The organism is Ruegeria sp. BB6 (assembly GCF_056539385.1).
In genome coordinates, this window is the sequence record NZ_JBQFUW010000015.1 from 1 (window position 1) to 18,308 (window position 18,308).

The 18,308-nt window shown below is 49.6% G+C and carries 11 protein-coding genes; 6 read left to right on the plus strand and 5 right to left on the minus strand.

The genetic code is table 11. The features are described 5' to 3' along the window. A partial coding sequence (locus ACR0B7_RS20785) for a DEAD/DEAH box helicase family protein (protein ID WP_170486628.1) occupies positions 1-1,307 on the minus strand: 1,307 nt, incomplete at its 3' end. A gap of 312 nt (positions 1,308-1,619) precedes the next feature. Between ACR0B7_RS20785 and ACR0B7_RS20790 the strand changes: the two genes are divergently transcribed. Further along, a complete protein-coding gene (locus ACR0B7_RS20790) occupies positions 1,620-2,618 on the plus strand; it encodes an Lnb N-terminal periplasmic domain-containing protein (protein WP_170486627.1) in 999 nt (332 codons plus the stop codon). A gap of 180 nt (positions 2,619-2,798) precedes the next feature. Beyond that, positions 2,799-3,968, plus strand: coding sequence for an alpha/beta hydrolase (locus ACR0B7_RS20795; RefSeq protein WP_170486626.1), 1,170 nt, complete (start codon positions 2,799-2,801; stop codon positions 3,966-3,968). 82 nt (positions 3,969-4,050) lie between these two features. Here ACR0B7_RS20795 and ACR0B7_RS20800 read toward each other — a convergent pair whose 3' ends face one another. Continuing rightward, on the minus strand, positions 4,051-4,896 hold the full coding sequence (locus ACR0B7_RS20800) for a helix-turn-helix domain-containing protein (RefSeq protein WP_170486625.1): 846 nt from the start codon (positions 4,894-4,896) through the stop codon (positions 4,051-4,053). Between the two features lie 305 nt (positions 4,897-5,201). On the opposite strand from ACR0B7_RS20800, the gene ACR0B7_RS20805 reads away from it, so the two are divergent. From ACR0B7_RS20805 to ACR0B7_RS20820, 4 genes are all read left to right on the plus strand, one after another. Then, positions 5,202-6,020, plus strand: a complete 819-nt coding sequence (locus ACR0B7_RS20805) for a hypothetical protein (RefSeq protein WP_170486624.1) — start codon at positions 5,202-5,204, stop codon at positions 6,018-6,020. Between the two features lie 328 nt (positions 6,021-6,348). Then, complete coding sequence (locus ACR0B7_RS20810; RefSeq protein ID WP_170486623.1) at positions 6,349-7,470, plus strand: efflux RND transporter periplasmic adaptor subunit; 1,122 nt, start codon at positions 6,349-6,351, stop codon at positions 7,468-7,470. Positions 7,471-7,485: 15 nt separating this feature from the next. Beyond that, positions 7,486-10,608 carry an efflux RND transporter permease subunit gene (locus tag ACR0B7_RS20815; RefSeq protein ID WP_170486622.1) on the plus strand — a complete coding sequence of 1,041 codons (3,123 nt, stop codon included), beginning with the start codon at positions 7,486-7,488 and terminating at the stop codon, positions 10,606-10,608. Between the two features lie 76 nt (positions 10,609-10,684). Further along, positions 10,685-12,373 carry an aspartate-alanine antiporter-like transporter gene (locus ACR0B7_RS20820; protein ID WP_170486621.1) on the plus strand — a complete coding sequence of 563 codons (1,689 nt, stop codon included), beginning with the start codon at positions 10,685-10,687 and terminating at the stop codon, positions 12,371-12,373. A 12-nt stretch (positions 12,374-12,385) separates the two neighbouring features. Here ACR0B7_RS20820 and ACR0B7_RS20825 read toward each other — a convergent pair whose 3' ends face one another. From ACR0B7_RS20825 to ACR0B7_RS20835, 3 genes are all read right to left on the minus strand, one after another. Beyond that, entirely contained in the window at positions 12,386-13,018 is a 633-nt protein-coding gene (locus ACR0B7_RS20825) for a potassium channel family protein (protein ID WP_170486620.1), read from the minus strand. Positions 13,019-13,232: 214 nt separating this feature from the next. Continuing rightward, a complete protein-coding gene (locus ACR0B7_RS20830; protein WP_170486619.1) occupies positions 13,233-15,131 on the minus strand; it encodes a DUF3604 domain-containing protein in 1,899 nt (632 codons plus the stop codon). An 84-nt stretch (positions 15,132-15,215) separates the two neighbouring features. Then, positions 15,216-17,570 carry an arylsulfatase gene (locus ACR0B7_RS20835; protein WP_170486618.1) on the minus strand — a complete coding sequence of 785 codons (2,355 nt, stop codon included), beginning with the start codon at positions 17,568-17,570 and terminating at the stop codon, positions 15,216-15,218. Positions 17,571-18,308: the final 738 nt, after the last annotated feature.

Here is an 18,308-nt window from a genome sequence, read left to right on the forward strand (position 1 = left end):
TGACTGAACTGAAACGCTTTTTGCATGTGTGCGGTTTTAGGAGCGTGATGAAGGCCCACAAGAATAACATCAGAACAGTCCGCATACTCATTTGAGCCAACATCAACCTTGAAGTGTGTTACTCTCACGTTTTCGATAGATCGCAAGTGGGTGATTTCGAAGGCATTAAGTGCAGACTTTGTGTGCCCCATCAGTGCGTTTGGTACCACGATTAAGACATTTGCATCTCGCGGTGTTTTGTCCAGAACCTCCGCGACAAAACACTTGTAGCGGCTAAGGTACTCTGGTGAACGTGTTAGATCATTGAATTTACTGGGCAAAGTACATGGCCAACCAGCGGCAAAGATCTCAAGATTGCAATAGTCAAGTGTATTCCCTCGATACATTCTTAGGTTTTCCTTGTACGGAGACACCTGCCACCCTTCGAGATGGACGGTAGCTGACAAGTGGATAGCGCGAGGCACATACGGAAGTTTCATTTCCGTCGTGCAAAACACCGTCCTCACTTGCCCAGCCCCATCTCTCAGTTGCACGAAAGCGCGGCCTTCGAAAGACGCAAGAACGAAGCCGACCACCTCGCGGATTATGAGTTTCGCCTCTGACGAAATTTCCATCGCTTCTATCTTTTGCAGCATTTTCGCCCAGTCTCCCTTAGCTTCAGCAAGTTCCACTGAAAGGTGCTGCTTTCCGAACTCGGCCCTTTCTGCCACATCCTCTGCCCAGTCGCGTAAACGACGCAGAGGTTCGCTGAGTTTCGAGTCAATCGCGTTTGCCTCTTCCCAGGCCGTGCAAAAATCTGTCAGGCCAAGTTGTGATGCTCCTTCGAAGACAAACGGCACTTCGTCGATAATCAGCAGATCCCTGGGTCCCAACCATTCTTTAATCTCTGATCGTCCACTCAATACAAACTGGTGGGTAGCGATAACGATTCTGAAGTTCTTTAGTTCACTACGCTCGAAGTAATCGCTCGGTTCAAAGTCGACCTTGTCTCGTTTGTATTTGTCGTGTGCTCCAGTCCAAACCGCCACGTCTGCCGTCCAGCTGCTTAACTGAGCAAAGACTTGTTCAGCGGCCAATCGTGTTGGGACTGCAACAACCACTCTGATCGTGGTGTATCTAGACAAGTGCCACATCATAGCCGTCGTCTTCCCGGTGCCGGTATCACTGGCGAAGAACCAATTGCCACGATCGTCTGGGTTTGAAAAATCTACGACTTCCTCAAGAAGGTCGCCAAATTGCTTAACTGTCGCCTGAACAACTGGAGAAAAGGAATCTAGTGACGGGATTGGACGTTCAGAATTGATCACGAAGAATCTTACCTCGGATGGGTCCTCGGGAAGGCGGTTTGCCTTACTGCCGGTTGGACAATTGTGGGGGGAGTGCATTGCATGTGCAGAGACAATGAATGCGCGATGTGGGGAACACGTTGGCTAAAACACAGGTAAGTCTTAGCCGATTCTGTTCTCTATAACGTCCCTTTAATCGGCTTTACGTCCGGGAGCCTTGAGTCACACAGCGCATTAGGTTAACGCCCGCCGGCATCAGAAACCATTGTTCCGATGGACCAGAGACCAGTCATGCAATAACAATCAATCCTGACCAGTCAAATCGGGCCAACCATGCGTACAGTGCTGAATGCTCTTTGCTGTCTTTTATTGTTGTTAGTCGTCGCTTACTCAACAGTATGGGGCACTTTGGCCCTATGGTTCAAATTCTCAGGCCCAGAATTGATCCGGTTAACTGCGATCGTTTCCTTTTTCGTCGTTGGCCTCGGAACACTAGTTTCAATTTTTCTAAGAAGTAGATGGCGATGGTTGTCTGGATTCGCAGTATTTTTCGCAGCGATACTAATATGGTGGAACTCACTGACCCCACCTTCGGACGGAAATTGGTCGCCTGATGTTGTGCGGACAGTCACAGGTGAAATAAGCGGCGACACACTAACACTGAGAGACGTTCGTGCATTTGAATGGCAGTCGGCTGATACTTTCGAAGAGAAGTGGGTTACTAGAGAATACGATCTGTCTCAAATTGAAAGTGTGGACCTCTTCATGTCGTATTGGAGTGGACCGGAAATGGCGCACCTTATGCTAAGCTTCGGCTTTTCTGATGGCCGGTATTTGACGTGGTCGATCGAAGTACGTCGACAGATCGGAGAGTCTTTTTCTCCTGTGGCCGACTTTTTCAAAGCACATCCGATTGTAATGATAGCGGCGGAGGAGCGTGATGTCGTCGGGCTTCGCTCTAATGTTCGAAAAGAAAAAGTACATCTGTTCAGGCTGCATGGTGAACTAGAGGAGCGTATCAAACTGATCAGCGCCTATGTAGAAGCTGCAAATGAAATCGCCGTGCGACCCCGCTGGTTTAACTCAGTTTTTACCAATTGTTCCCGATCAGCAATTTTAATCGCACGGCACGTTGGTATTAGGATTCCCGTCGACTACCGCGTTGTAATTAATGGATATTTTCCTGATTACCTGTATGAGCAAGGACTAACTAATACTGAGATTGATATTCAGCAGTTGTATAGTCTTGGAGATATCACAGCTAACGCACTGGCAAACGGACTGGACGAGGGTTACTCGGCAGCAATCCGCAAAGATGTTCCGGTTCCTTAGCCCTTTGTCTTGGAGAAGTCATTTTATCTTTGAGATAGTGAGTGGATAGTGCTGCTAGAGCAGAAATGACTTTTTGGCTTTTGCGGTGGAAGCCTTGAGATATAACGATAATTGTGGCCCGCTTATTTGTCCGATGTTTATATTCCACTTATGTTGTAATGTGCTCTGGCTACGATGCCCTTGACGGCGATATTCGTAGAAAAAGGGTTTGTGAAGTTGAGCTTCAAAAAGACCATAGATCAGTCGCGACGGCACTTTGTATTATCAGGGAGCGCTTTTGTCGTGACTGGGTGCAGTTCCAAAAGGAACTTAGTCGGTCTTGAACCAACGAGAGCTTTATCCAAAGCAGAAATCGATGAAAGAGGTCATAGAATCTTTATCGCAACTGTTCGCGAACCCTCGACGGTGGCGATTGAGTTTTTTTCGGGTCGTCGCGCCAATCGTCTCAGTTTTGCGGCTGTAGATGTTGTAATCCCGCTAAAACACAAAACGGGCAAGATCGAAAGGCCGAGAGGCAGCTCGCCAGATCCCGACAAGCATTTCGTTATCACGAACCCGCAGGTATTTGACAACGATCGCGCGTTTGTAGGCACGGTAGAAAACAGTGTTTTAGCTTTGCCAAAGGGAGAACGATCATCTCTGCTATGGATACACGGTTATAACACAAATCTGACTGATGCAGTATTGCGGTTCGCTCAGTTTCTGGAAGACACTGGGTATAGCGGGGTGCCCATTCTATATTCTTGGGCTTCTCAGGCTCGATTGGGTGCCTACGTCTACGACATCAACAGTGCGCTTATCGCACGGGATCAGCTTGAGGAGGTTCCTGGGATACTCAAAGACAGTCCCGTTGAAACAATAGATATCGTAGCCCACTCGATGGGAAACCTTGTAGCGATGGAAGCCGCTCGCGGAATCGCAAATCGCGGGCTTTTCAATGTCAGCGGTAAACTCAGAAGTGTTATTCTTGCGTCGCCCGACATCGACATAGACCTGTTCATTGCTCAGCTATCAGCGATCCCCAAGGACAAACGGAGGTTCTATGTGCTGACATCCGAAAATGACCAAGCTCTTGCGGTTTCAAGCTTGATTGCAAGAAACCCGCGAGTTGGACAGCTAGATGCTACACTGATTTCCGAGCTTGGTTTGAACGTGATCGACCTGTCCCAGGTACAAGACACGACCACTGTACACCATTCAAAGTTTGCTGACGCTCCCGAGGTTGTTCGGCTGATAGGGGACAGAATACTAGCAGGCGATAAAGGCGCTAAGGTTTCAGGTCGTGCCGAAGCCGTGGTTATTACGGCAAGTGGTACCATCGCTGTCGTTGACGAGGCGATATCCAACTGAATTTGGGACCGTGACGCGCTTTCGGCCGGCTAGAGCCACCGATCTCTATCCTTGGGCTGCGAGCTTTGCGCCACGAAAAATGTTAGTGTCGGCCAAGTGTTTCTTCCGGCAGACATCCGAACACCCGTTTGTATTGTTGAGCAAAATGACCTTGATGAAAAAAACCGTTTTCAATCGCAACACCTTTGATTTGAACTTCCCCAACACTGGAAGCACTAAGTGTTTTGTGGACTTTGTTCAGGCGTATGCGTCGCAACCAGGTTGCGGGGGATATACCGATGCAGTCTCGGAACGCGTAGTGTAAAGTCCGAAGGCTTACTCCGATTTCACTGCATAACTCGACCAGACCCACGGAGCCGACATAGTCCGAATAGGCGATATCGCACGCGCGACTAACGATTGCCGCGGAGCGGCAAGATTGTAAGGAAGCAGATTTCGAAGCCCGCGAGCTAATCAATTCCCACAGGAATAACTTCGTAAATTGGTCAAGCAGGTGTTCGGTCTCAAATTCATTTTCTTGTTTCGAACGATGCAACAAATCTAGTGCCGCGAGTCCCAGTCTTTTGCTCGCCTGCTGAGTTAGACTACTGACTGGAGGTATGTCTTCAAAGTCGAGCTCATCCCAAGCGAGTTTAAGCGCCAGAGACCGCGCTTCCGAAAAGGGAACGGCCAGATTTACACCATCCCAGTTTGTACTGCCAATTAGCTCGGCTTCTCGACTGGGAGGTTGAACAACAATCGAACCTGTTTCGATTTTTTCACCAAAAAGAACTGCGGGTTCAGCTTGTTCCAAAACGAGCGCTGCCGAGAAACAATCGGGCACACCTGTGCCGCGGTACACTATTTTTCGATTCCATTTCTCCCGAGCAATCTGTTTTTGACCAACTTGAAGTAAGTCAAGACTGCTCTCCAAAGGACCAGCAGTCATTTGGTAGTACTCTTGATCCCAACCAACGGAAGCGTCCTGCAACTGCCCGACGTCAGACGTGGTTGTGAATGTCCTTTCAACCGACAAGTTTCTGTATTGTTCTTTGCCCCCCATCTATCTGGGGGTATCACATTCAAGAAATTTTACATAATAATATTTCGTTGGCACGTAACAGTCAGTTATTGAAGCAAAATTTTTGGTCTGCGACACTCATTTTGCATTTTTGGGATGTCGAAATTCTCCCCAACGATCGCCTTTCAATGCAAGCATGTTTTCCTAAACACGGAGCTTAGTAGGCGGATCGAATGCAAATTGGCGAGGGGAGATTACGGCGTGTGCTTGGTGTCTTAGCAATATTGGCGACTACCGTTACTCTTTTCAGTAGCCGAGTTTATGCACAAGACAGCGCAGACGCTGCGGCGCAGGCCAATAACCCTCTGGCAAATTTCACGGCTTTCAACTTGCAGAACTACTATGTTGATGAGCTGACTGGACCTGGCGACAACGATGCAAATTCGTTCATTCTTCGCTACGCCCAACCGATTCAGCTGGGGGAAACAAACTGGCTGATCCGCGCGTCTTTGCCGTATAACAGCTTTCCTGTCGGCGACGGTGGGTCATCGGTAGATGGGGTGGGGGATTTTGACATCTTCGCCGCATATCAGATCGACTTACAAAAACCGGGAATAAGCTTTGCAATTGGCCCTTCTATTGTGGCTCCAACCGCTTCTGATGACCGTTTGGGTGGCGACCAATGGCAGTTGGGTTTGGCTAATGTTTACTTCAACGCGAAATCGACACTTTGGCAGTATGGGTACTTGCTAATTTGGCGAAGCGGCGTGGGTAGCACGAACGACCGGGAGCGCGTAAACACCGCCGCATTGCAACCTATTCTGTTCCGCCAACTTGGCGACGGCTGGTACACGGGCGGCGCTCCGATTTGGACAGCAAATCTGGAAAACGGTGATTATTCTGTACCGTTAGGCCTCCGTGTCGGAAAGGTCTGGGTAAACGGAAAAACTGTATTCAATGTGTTCGTTGAACCTCAATGGTCAGTTGCCGATAGCGGGCTGGGACAACCGAAACGACAAGTGTTTTTTGCACTAAATATGCAGTTCCAATAATTGAAACGAGCGTCTGAAAAAAGGACTTAATACAACGCAAAAAAGAGAGGGCCCAATTGAAAAACCTTAGAATCCGCCTCCCTGTTCCGTCGAGTGTTCAGGAAAGTTCTTCTGCGCCGAATTAAAAATGAGATGGTCGACACTAGCCACGAAGCTCGCTGTTAGATGACCGATTCGGTAGGGCCTTCACTAAAAGCACTTTTTATTCAGAGGTTTGAATGGGTACTTTGAGTAGCAAAGTGAAACGCCTACGATGAAGTCAGAGTAACAAGCGGAAAGCTAAACTGCGCAGTTATCCAACCTGTTCATTTCAGTGAGAGTAAAACAAATGGAAAAAACTTGCTTTAAACACCACGCCAAGTTTTGGATGACGATTTGTTTTTTAGGTGCACTTGCTGGGTGCTTTGAAGAAGAGAGCGCAGAAGCAACAGAAAAACCTGCACGACCGGTTCTGTCGATGATCGTCGGTGACACGGAAAGGTTTCGGACTGACAGCTATCCCGGACGTGCGGAAGCTGTACGGGAAGTGAACCTGTCTTTTGAAGTATCCGGGCGAATGATTACCAGACCAGTCGATGTGGGATCGATTGTCGGATCAGGGGAAATTCTCGGTTCTTTGGACCCTGAGCCTTATATCGCTCGGATTCGCACGATTGAAGGCGAACAAGCTTCTCTTCAAGCGGCATTGTCCAACGCTATCACAGAGTTGGAACGCAGAGAAAAACTGCTCGAAAATGATTTTGTTTCTCAGGCCAACGTCGACGACCAAATTATGGTAGTCGATGCAGCTAAGGCAAAAATTGAAGCGACTGAGGGTTTACTGGACGCTGCTCGTCTAAACCTAAACTATACGGAACTGAAAGCACCTTTCGATGGGATCGTGTCGGAGGTTTTTGCGGACAACTTTCAGAACGTTGTGGCGAAACAACCGATAGTGCGCATCCTAGATACTTCCCAGATTGAAATGGAAATCGGCGTTCCAGAAGCTCTTATAGGGCTGGCTCCTTTCGTGGAAGAAATCAGCGTCACCTTTTCGAGCCTACCGAATTTAGAAGTTCCTGCGGAGATTTCCAGGATAGGTTCTGAGGCGTCTCTCAGCACTCGTACATACCCAGTTACAATTGTTATGGTTCAACCTGACGAGGCCAAAATCCAACCTGGGATGGCTGGTAAAGCGACTGCTCGTGTTCGACTGCCTGAAAACTGGGCGAAGACCGGTGTTGAGATTCCCAGCACAGCTGTGTTTTCACCTGACGGGGAAAACGCGGGAAGCACTTTCGTTTGGCTTATTGATGAAGCTGCAAACACAGTTTCCCCAAAACCTGTTGAGGTAATCTCCATTGGGGGGAGAGGATTAGTTGTTCAAGGGCTTGATGCGGGGGATCGTATCGTCACTGCAGGTGTCAATGTCATAACCGAGGGCCAAAAGGTCCGGGTCGAAGCGCCTTAAATTCTGGAGGCAGCCATGTCACTTCCGCAGATATCTATTGAAAACCGAGTTGTAACGTATTTTACGCTGTTCCTTATTTTGGTTATCGGGACCTTCAGTTATTTCCGCCTTGGCCAACTCGAAGATCCTGACTTTACGGTCAAAACCGCGATCGTGATTACTCAATATCCTGGTGCAAGCCCTGAAGAAGTAGAGCTAGAGGTTACTGACCTTATAGAATCTGCAATTCAAGAACTTCCAGAACTCCGTTTTCTTACGTCCTACTCAAAAGCCGGACTTTCAATTGTAAAGGTCGAAATCAAACAGGAGTACTGGGCGGACCGCTTGCCCCAAGTTTGGGACAAGATGCGTAGCAAGGTCCGGGATGTCCATGGTCAGCTTCCGCCAGGAGCCATGACCCCAAGCGTTATCGACGACTTCAGTTTTGTGTATGGGTTTGTTCTTGCGATAACGGGCGACGGTTTTACCTACGCGCAACTGGAAGAATACGTAAAGGCGATCCGCAAAGAACTGGCGCTTGTTCAAGGAGTTGCACGAGTCGAAACTTGGGGAGTGCAGCCAAAGGTTATTTACCTTGACGCTTCGGAACAAAAGCTTCTGGATCTCGGCGTAACGACGGAAGACTTTGTTGCAACGCTGGCACTGCAAAACCAGGTCGTTAATGCGGGGCAACTAGAGCTTGGCGATATGCGCCTTCGAATTGCGCCGACTGGAGAATTCAAAAGCCCGGAAGATATCGGGAATTTACGGGTCCGTACAAGCTTGCTGGATAAAGCTCTGGATATTCCCGCAGATTTTGCTGATGACGCGACTCGCCCCAGAGACCGCAGTGCTGAAACAATCGCAATCAAGGACGTTGTAGATGTCAGACAAGGTTACCTGGAGCCGCCTATCAATGTCATGCGTTTCAATGGTCAACCCGCAATTGGGATATCAATCGCCAATGTAACTGGCGGCAATATTGTAGACACAGGACAAAATTTGGATGCGGCTTTGGCCGTTGTCGAAGCCAACCTTCCCTTGGGAATTGAAATGCACAAAATCGCTTGGCAGAGCGATCTCGTAACGGAAGCCATAAACGCCTTCATGATAAACTTGGGCGAAGCAGTCCTTATCGTCCTGGTCGTAGTTGCTCTGGCCATGGGTTGGCGTATGGGGCTGGTAATCGGCGGTGCGCTTATCCTGACGATCCTCGGCACTTTCATTGTTATGTCTATACTGCAAATTGATCTTCAAAGGGTTTCTCTAGGCGCGCTGGTTATTGCTCTGGGAATGATGGTCGATAACGCCATTGTGGTCGCAGATGGTATGGCTGTCCGTTTGAAGAAGGGAATGGATCGCAAGGCGGCTGCTATTGAAGCCGCTGCCCAACCGAGTTGGGCTCTTCTGGGAGCGACAGTTATCGCAATGATGGCTTTCTACCCAATCTTCGCAGCAACCGCAGATGCAGGTGAGTATGCTGGTTCACTATTTGTGGTGGTAGGGGTTTCGCTGCTACTAAGTTGGCTTATTGCCATGACAATCACACCATTGATGTGTGTTGATCTTATCAAGATCTCGGAAGCCGATCGCGACTCATCAAGAGATCCATATACAGGCGTTGTTTTCACGATGTTCCGCGCGGTCTTGTCTACGTGCATCAGAGTGCGCTGGCTTACCGTCCTCGTTATGCTGGCAGTGTTTGGATCCGCGCTTTACGGCTTCCAATTCGTAGATCGACTCTTCTTCACTGATGCGACGCGGCAGCAGTTTATGGTCGATATCTGGGCACCCGAAGGTACGCGCATTCAACAAACTTCGGCTCTGGCGAAAAGGGTGGAAAATCACCTGGACGGAGATGAGCGTGTTTCCGGTGTTTCCACGTTTGTAGGCTCCGGAGGCCCTAGATTCTATCTGCCCATTGATCCAGAGTTTCCTTACGAAAGCTATGCGCAAGTCATTATTAACACGACCGATCTAGACAGTGTTTATAGCCTTGTCGAAGAACTAGAGCCTTGGGTTGTGGATAACCTGCCTGAGGCAATGGTCCGAGTTCGAAAGTTCACAGCAGGTCCCGGTTTTACCTGGCCGTTCGAAGCAAGATTCTCGGGCCCGGCAAATGCAGACCCGGAAGTGTTGAGGGATCTTGCGCGGCAGGGGGTAGAGATAATTCAAAAGTCGCCCTACGCCAAAGACATCCGGACCGACATGCGCAATCGAGTCCCAAAGATCGTCCCTGAGTTTGATCAGGTTACGGGTGTTTGGACAGCAACTTCCAGAGCGGATATCGCGAATGCGTCTCGCGCGGCATTTGACGGTTTGCCCGTCGGTCTCTATCGCCAAAACGAAGATCTTTTGCCAATTATTGTCCGACGTGTCGATGATGAAAGGCAACAAACTGCCGAAGACTTTGAGCTTCTGCAGGTCGTTCCTGCCCTGTCTGTAAAAAACTTGCCGCTCTCTGCGGTAACAGAAGATATCAAAGTTGAGCTGGAAGACCCAATCATTGTGCGCTGGAATCGCAAGCGCGCTGTAACGATTCAGGCCAGCCCTAACGAAGTTACATTTCCAACGTTGTTCGAAAGTGTCCGTGAGGAGTTCGAGGCTATACCCTTGCCTCCCGGTTATCAGTTGGAATGGCGGGGGGAATACTTCGGGACAGTGGACAGTCAAACTTCGCTTCAGCCCGGTGCGGCGCCCGCTATCATAATTATCGTGTTTTTGATTGTGGTGCTTTTCAACGCTATTCGACCAGTTTTTGTGATCTTCTCGGTCGTCCCGCTGGCGATAATCGGCATTACCGTTGGCTTGCTAACATTCCTGCAACCCTTTTCTTTTATGGCGTTGCTTGGGGCCATGAGCCTCATCGGGTTGATGATAAAAAATGCGATTGTGTTATTGGACGAAATCAATCTGAATCAATCGCAGGGTATGAAACAGTATGACTCGGTAATGAACGCTGCTGTTTCTCGACTAAGTCCCGTTTTGCTTGGCGCAGGTACAACGATTCTTGGTGTTCTTCCATTGATGCAGGATATCTTCTGGGTCGCCATGGCAACGACGATGGCCGTCGGATTGGCCTTTGGGACGGTGTTCACGATGATAATGATTCCGGTCTTCTATTCGATTTACTATCGTGTGAAGGAGCCAGCAACGTAACCAATTGGGGTTATCTTTTCAGCCGGTAAAGCGACCAAAGGCGAGAACAACAATACCCTCTACAGCGGGGCAGAAGATGACTATCGATTTCTTTCAGCTTTTCTCAGCCAACTCGGTGTTGGTCGTTTTTACGATCATTGCCATCGGTTACGTGATAGGCAACGTCAAAATTGGTCAATTCGAGATAGGGATCACCGGCGGCGTATTGTTGTGCGCTCTGGTTTTCGGCCATTTTGGTTTTCAAATTGATCCGATCGTCCAGTCAATCGGATTTACTTTGTTCATCTACTCAGTTGGATGGCAAGCGGGTCCTCAAATTATCAACGTGTTACGCCAAGATGGCCTAAGCTATTTGACCATTGCGCTATTTATGTCACTGGGCTCTTTTGCATTAGTGGTTGGACTGGCGCTTGTGGTTGATTTGGAAAACGCGCTTGCCGCTGGTTTGATGGCAGGGGCATTGACGAGCACTCCTACGCTTGTAGGTGCGCAGAACGCTGTAGAAGCCGGATTGGTTCCAATACCGGCCGGTTCGACTTCTGAAGCGATAATCGAAAGCATCAGTGTTGGATACGCGATTACATATATCTTTGGTACAGTGGGTCTCTTGCTGCTTGTTAAGCTTTTGCCAAGCTTGCTCAAAATTGATCTGGTTGAAAAGGCGCAAGACTTTGCGAGGGAACGCGGCTTTGTTGCTGAGGATTCAGCGAAGGAGGCCGAGCGCCCAATTTTACGGGCTTATGAAGTTCCATCTGTCGATTACGAAAAGAAAACCGTAGCTCAAGCATCATCCGATTTTTTGTCTCAATATCAAGACTATGGCGCGATCTATAAGTTAAAGCGCGGCAACGACATAATCGACGTATCGCCAGACACAACTCTTGAACCTGGCGACAAGCTCGCATTTTTTTGCTCGCCGAAACTACATGAGAAAATTCGGGAGGAAATGAAACTTGGCCGCGAAGTACTAGACGATGACTTGGTAGACGCTGTGGTCGACGTTGCTGAAGTGGTTGTCAATTCCAGCTTTGCAGTCGGCCAAACGATTGGGCAGCTTGCGATCCAACAAGAGCATGGGTGCCGCCTGACGCGATTGACACGTTCGCAAATAGAAATGCCGCTGTCACCTTCGACAAGGGTCCAACGTGGCGACGTGATGTACTTGACCGGCGAGCGTGCTGCTTTGCAGCAGTTAGTTTCGATATTGGGAGTAGAAGAACGAGCCGCAGTGGAAACCGACTTGTTGACATTTGCAGCGGGAATAGTCGTAGGGCTGTTTATTGGTCAGATTACAGTAAGAATTGGTGGAATTGACGTTGGAATAGGTAACGCCGGTGGTCTACTTGTTTCTGGGATAGCCGTTGGCTTTCTTAGGGCCAACCGCCCAACATTTGGTCGTATGCCAGCTGCCGCGCGTTTTATTCTTATGGAGTTAGGGTTGTTATTTTTTATGGTTGGCGTTGGCCTAAATGCCGGCGGTGGCATAGTCGAAGCTCTTGGTGCGGTCGGGCCGAAACTGTTTCTTTGTGGTGTTGTCGTGACTTGCCTTCCTCTATTGGCTGGCTATGCGTTTGGGCGGATCGTTCTAAACATGAATCCGGCCTTACTTTTAGGGGCTCTTACTGGTGCAATGACTAGCACGCCAGCTCTCGGGATTGTTCAACAAGCGGCGAAGAGTTCCGTTCCTTCCCTTGGCTATGCAGGAACTTACGCGCTTGCCAATGTACTTTTAACGGCGCTTGGAACACTAATTATGCTGCTTTGACTATTATGTGGGTTACTTAGTGCGGGTCCCATAAAGGCTGACAAGCCTTGCAATTAGGATTGCTTGGAAAAGAACTCCTACAATCGCTTCTAAGATTGACCAGATTTGAACCACCGCGTTGCTGGAAGTTATATCACCATAACCGAGGGTAGTGAGTGTCATAAAGCTTAAATATATGTAACTACTCCACTTTTCGGATTCGCCAGGTTTGCCAAAGTCTAGAGCATGTGGCAAAACCGTATGTATTATTGAAAAAATCAGTGCCCAAGCAATTCCGATCAATAGATAGCAGGACACAGCATCGGTAATGATTTTCAGGTCGATATAATGGGCTACAATAATGGCCTTCATCAAACTGATGAACGCAAGTACCAACAAGAATAGAGACAAAACGTAACCTGCTAAATACCAAACGTCGCCGAAATCTAACGCGCCGGTTAAGCGGACTAGTAGAATTGCTAAAGCTGCCGCTATTGCTGCCAGTTGCACAGTGGGACGAACCGTCAAAGAAAGAACCGCGCTCACTAGCACCAGACAAAAAATCACGTCCAGAACTCTTTGCCCAAGGACAAAACTCTCCAGCAGTGGAGACATCACGATCATGAGTAGCAACGAGGCTAACAACAAGTAAGAATTATGCTGCATAGACATTTCGTTCAAATTTTTGGTCCAGTCATTGAGACGCGGTTGGTCCTGCGTACTATATCGTTGGAAAGATTTTGGTGTCACCGCGCTAATTGCAGCGAGCTTTTGTGATGCCAAAACAGTTTTGTTCGACTATCTGCCGCTATCCCGTGCGAAATAAACCACAGGATAAACGTGCGTGAGCCGCGTTGCTTTGTGAGTTTCAGCTAAACAACTAATTTGGCGTATACCAAATAGGTGAAGTGTAAGCTCGGTCCTGCAATTGCATCCGAGTGCCTTCCGGCATTTGAACATCGAAGAACTTTGCGTCGTAAGCGGTCCACCGAGGCGTCGGAATTTCTATCACGCGAACGTAGTAAAATGCGCTCTTTTCCGCATCAAATTCCGGGTCAATCCAGTGACCAGCCAAAAACGGCTCACCTATCGTATTGGTGTAAGAGGCATCCGCTACATTGACAGTGTTGCCAACATCTCCATCACAGGCGTGATCGACGATAGCCCGATCGCCACAGGCCACGTCAAAGATCTTCTCTGAGGTTGTGCCGTCGGCGTTCAACCAGCCTTTCACGATTTGAATGCGATCGAGATTGGCACCGTCAGGATCACGCAGAGCGCGGATCATCAATGTTGGAGCGCCCCCATCTGGTGCGTCGGTCAAGTCGCCGCCCATTGGTACCCCGCGGGCATAGCCGGTACGGGCAAAGTCTGGACGCGAAACCTCTTCAGCTTTGAAATCCCAACCCGCGAAAACTCGAACGGTCAGGCGCGTACCGGAAGTTGCGTAGGTTTCCTTCCGAGCCATAGCGTCCCAGATTGACTCGCGGGTATTTTCTCGTGCCCAAACAGCTGCAAGACCAGAAGCACCTACGTCGGCTTCCATGATAGACAGTGCGGGGTCGTCGGCAGCAACAAGCGGGTGGAAAGCGCGGTCAGGAGCGGGTTCTACGAATGAAGCCTTTGAAAAGTTGTTCTCTTCTCGTGAAGTGGGCAGGGCAGTATGATTGTCTGTCGAACCGATCATGCCGAATTTGAAAGGGTTAACACCAAGACTTGCCTCTGCCAACAGGCCGGTCTTCAGTGCCTCACGGGCGTATTCTGCGGGGAGCATCTCAGGCGTTTTTGCACCCTGACCGTTTAGATTGCCAGCGTCGATTGTCTCAAAGTCGGCGAATGCATCGTCAGGGGACAAAAGCGGGTGGGCCTCACCATCACCCTTTTGTTGAGTAACTTCTGCCAAAGGTTCCCAACGAATGCGCTTGGCCGCGTAGTTCGCGTCGATCGGTTCTCCTGAGAGGTTGGACCCGTCAATGGTCTCTAATGCGAACATAAGCCCATTCGACAAATTACCGTTGTGCGGGATCGCAAGGACCTGACCACCGGTTTTCTCTTCATAAGCCGCCATGTAGTCCCATAAATCTTCGGGATCGGTGGAGTCGTATTGCGAAAATGGGAACACTTGGGAAGTGCGATCTTTGCCATCACGGAAGATCACAACGCGATGCATGTTGTTGCCGCCGGGGTGAGACGTCCATTCGAAGCCATGAAATGTGGTGAAAGTTCCAGGCTGATAGTATTCGTCAGCGTTAGTTGTTGCACTATCCCATGCCGTTGCGAGCAGTTTTGGCTCGTTGATCAAGTCGGTATCATTAGCGCGCAGCCACTCAAGAAACGCTTCATATCCGTTCCCAGATTTAACCATATCATGCCAGCGTTTACCGGTCTCATTGGCCAAAATTAGCGGGTCCGAGCGACGGATAAAATCTGCAAGGCCGAGATTCTCAGCATGATCGGCCATCACTACAAAGTCGAGAGGGCGGATCAGTTTTACCCGCCAACCGAGCGCGCTTGTCACCTCTTCGCCACGTGACACGCGATACCCAGCATCCTGATCCAGCACCCCGCCTGCCATACCTGAGTCTGCAGACCACGAGGAGTGCAAGTGCGTATCACCGAAAAGAACACGGTTTGGGAAATGGTCGTCGACATAAGGAGAGTATTCGGCCTTTGGCTCGTCGACTAAATCGGCGGGTGGCAAGAGGTCCTGCGCATGGGCCGTAGCCGTCGCTGCGACCAGCGTTGTGACTGAAATTGCGGTGGCAAAATTGAGCTTCATTTAGGGCCTCCATTTCCACGTTTTCGAGCGAAGGTTTCGTAAGGGCCTTAGGGACGCTGACCGCTCGCAAGTTATGCTTTCTTCTTACGGGTCCAATTCAACTTCGACTTTCTTCAGAACACCTGGGAAGTCGAATGGCACATGGTAGTCTTCGCTCACTGGTTCTCCTGCGTCGGAGCCAATATCGAAGGTCTCGTCGAGGGATATCCGGTAGCCCATTGTCCGTTCGACCCGGCCCTCTCCGACAAGTGTGTCATCTACGAAGAGTTTTCCTGTTCCGCCAAGGCCGACACCTCCACCGTCGTATTCGAACTCGTAGCGAATTGTATGCTCGCCTGGTGTAAGGACATCTCCCACGATATTGTACCGCTCAAGGTTGGCGACATTGTAGGTGTAGATTGGCTTTCCTTCCAAAACATAGAGCGCCCATCCTCCAAATCGCCCACCTTGGGTGACAAGCATTCCGTCAGTCTCACCCTCGCCAATTTCGACATGCGCAGTGATCGTATGTGACTTGTTCTTGAAGTCGGGAGCTGTGCCTTCGGGGATACGTCGCATGTTGTCGAAGTATGTGAACTTAGAACGACCTTGTGTCAGGCTTGGTCGGAGCGCTACGTCCAGCCTGTCGACCTTGTCGTTGTCGATTGGAAGGACATTGTATTTGGCGGCTTCACCATAGAATAAGATCTGCAACTCGGCCAATTTCTCGGGGTTTTCGTCAGCCAAGTTGTTGGCCTGCGAAAAGTCCTCTTGGACATTATAAAGTTCCCATGCCCAATCATTAATCACGTCGCTTTTCTGGGTAACGCTGATCCAGGGTGCCTCCGGCGGCGTAGTCGTCGCAACCCACCCGTCGCTGTAAATCGCTCGGTTGCCCATCATCTCAAAGTACTGGGTGCGACGAGTTGAAGAGGCATCGGCATTATCGAAAGCGTAAACCATACTGGTGCCTTCTATTTCAGATTGCGCGACGCCGTTTATTGATGTCGGCGCCGGGATCCCTACTGCTTCGAGAATTGTTGGCATGATGTCGATTACATGGTGGAACTGACTTCGCACTTCACCTCTGGCTTCTATCCCCGCTGGCCAGCGAATGATCATTCCGTTACGTGTGCCTCCGAAATGACTGGCAACTTGTTTGGTCCATTGGAATGGCGTGTTCATGGCGTGCGCCCAAGCTGAAGGGAAGTGACCAAAGGTATTTGGCCCGCCCAGCTCATCCATTCTCGCGTATGTATCTTCAAAGGGTACGGCGATGTTGTTGAAGAAAGTCATTTCATTCAAGAGCCCATCCGGGCTGCCTTCGGCGCTCGCTCCGTTGTCGCCCATCAAGTAGATAATGAGGGTGTTATCCAATTCACCCGTCTCCTCAACGGCGTCGATGATGCGGTTGATTTGATGGTCCATATGGGCAAGAGCGCCAGCGTAGACCTCCATCATTCGTGCGTAGAGTTCTTTTTGTTGGTCATTCAGTGAATCCCAAGCACGCAGTTGCTCAGGTCTCGGAGTTAGAAAGGTATCTTTAGGGATTATTCCCAGTTCTTTCTGCCTGGCGAACGACTCTTCACGGACCTTGTCCCAACCTTGATCGAATTGTCCTTTGAATTTTTCGATCCATTCCTTTGGAGCGTGGTGAGGGGCGTGCGAGGTGCCGGGCGCATAGTAAACGAAAAACGGTTTGTCCGGCGCAAGTGCATGTTGTTCGCGAATATAGTTAATAGCCCGATCCGCCATGTCTACGTCTAGGTGATAGTCTTCGGTGTTGGGCGGTTCGATCGGTTTGGTTCCATCGAAAATAGCAGGGGTGAATTGGCTAGTATCGCCACCGATGAAACCGAAGAATTGTTCAAAGCCCAAGCCGGTTGGCCACAAATCAAATGGCCCGACTTGGCTCGACTGCCAATCAGGAACATTGTGGTTCTTACCGTACCACGCGGTATTGTAGCCGTTTCCCTTGAGAATTTCGGCGATAGTTCCGTTTTCCTTGGGCATGAGGGAGTTGTAGCCAGGGAAGCCGGTGCCGATTTCCATTATTACACCGGTCGCGTTCGAATGGTGATTGCGCCCCGATATCAACGCTGCCCGGGTTGGCGAGCATAGTGCGGTTGTATGCATCTGGATGAAACGGAGTCCGTCTTCCGCTAGTCGATCATACGCTTCTGTGGGGACAGGTCCGCCAAATGCTGTGGGTGCCCCGAACCCAACGTCGTCGGGCATAATTAGAAGAATGTTGGGCGCACCTTCTGGGGCGACGACTTGCCTCGGAAAGTCCAGACTGGAATCGCCAGTTCTTAGGCCGATATGGCCGTTGAATTTAGTTAAAGGGATCGGCAAAACCGAGCGGTCCCAGCCATCCTGCGACATAGATGGCGTTGCACCCAAAGACAGCAAGCTCGCAAATATTACACCTTGCGCTACAGCCAAGTTACGCAACCTCATGTGTTTCCTCTCCTTAATTAATTGCTCAGACGGTTTTTAGGGTGACCGTTCATATCGAATGAATGTTGGAAGCCGGCGACCTGACTTTGATGCAGGTGCTAAGAACTTCACCGTTGGTTTTTGGTTCTATTGTGCGCTGTGCCGGTGTTTATCGGTTAGCTTTGACTGTCATCACTGTCACAGTTGAGCCGAGGTGCTATAACAGAGTAGTTCGAAACTTTAGTAGCGTTAGCAAATGGAACTTGAGCGCTCTGTTTTACAGGCTACTCAGGGTTTAGTTTGCTTCGGGTGACGACGCCAAAGTGCTTTAAGGTTAGGGAATCTGATGCTGAATGCCGTACGACACTTCGCTCCTCTCATACTGTCGCACCTTTGGCTAGGTCAAAACATGTGCACAATATCAGATCGAAGTATTTGTCACGCCTATTGATTTTGCACGTTATTTTAACATCCCAAAAGTGCAAACCTACGCGCTGGTTGAGGTTTGAGTGGCCCTTTACAGGTCAACTCGTCCGTCTACTTTTATTGAACCAAACTTTTCAACTTATCATCATGAAATTAAGAACTGCGCAAAGTAGTATCGTTAGGACGTCAATTTTGCGGATGTTCGGCAAAGGCCAAATCCTACTCCCGCAACCAAAACTCTCAAACGGATATCAAACACTTAGCGCCACAAGAGGCGCTTTTTGCGTGTAGGGCGGATTCGCCCGGTGCTACAATGGTTGGCCCGATTTGACC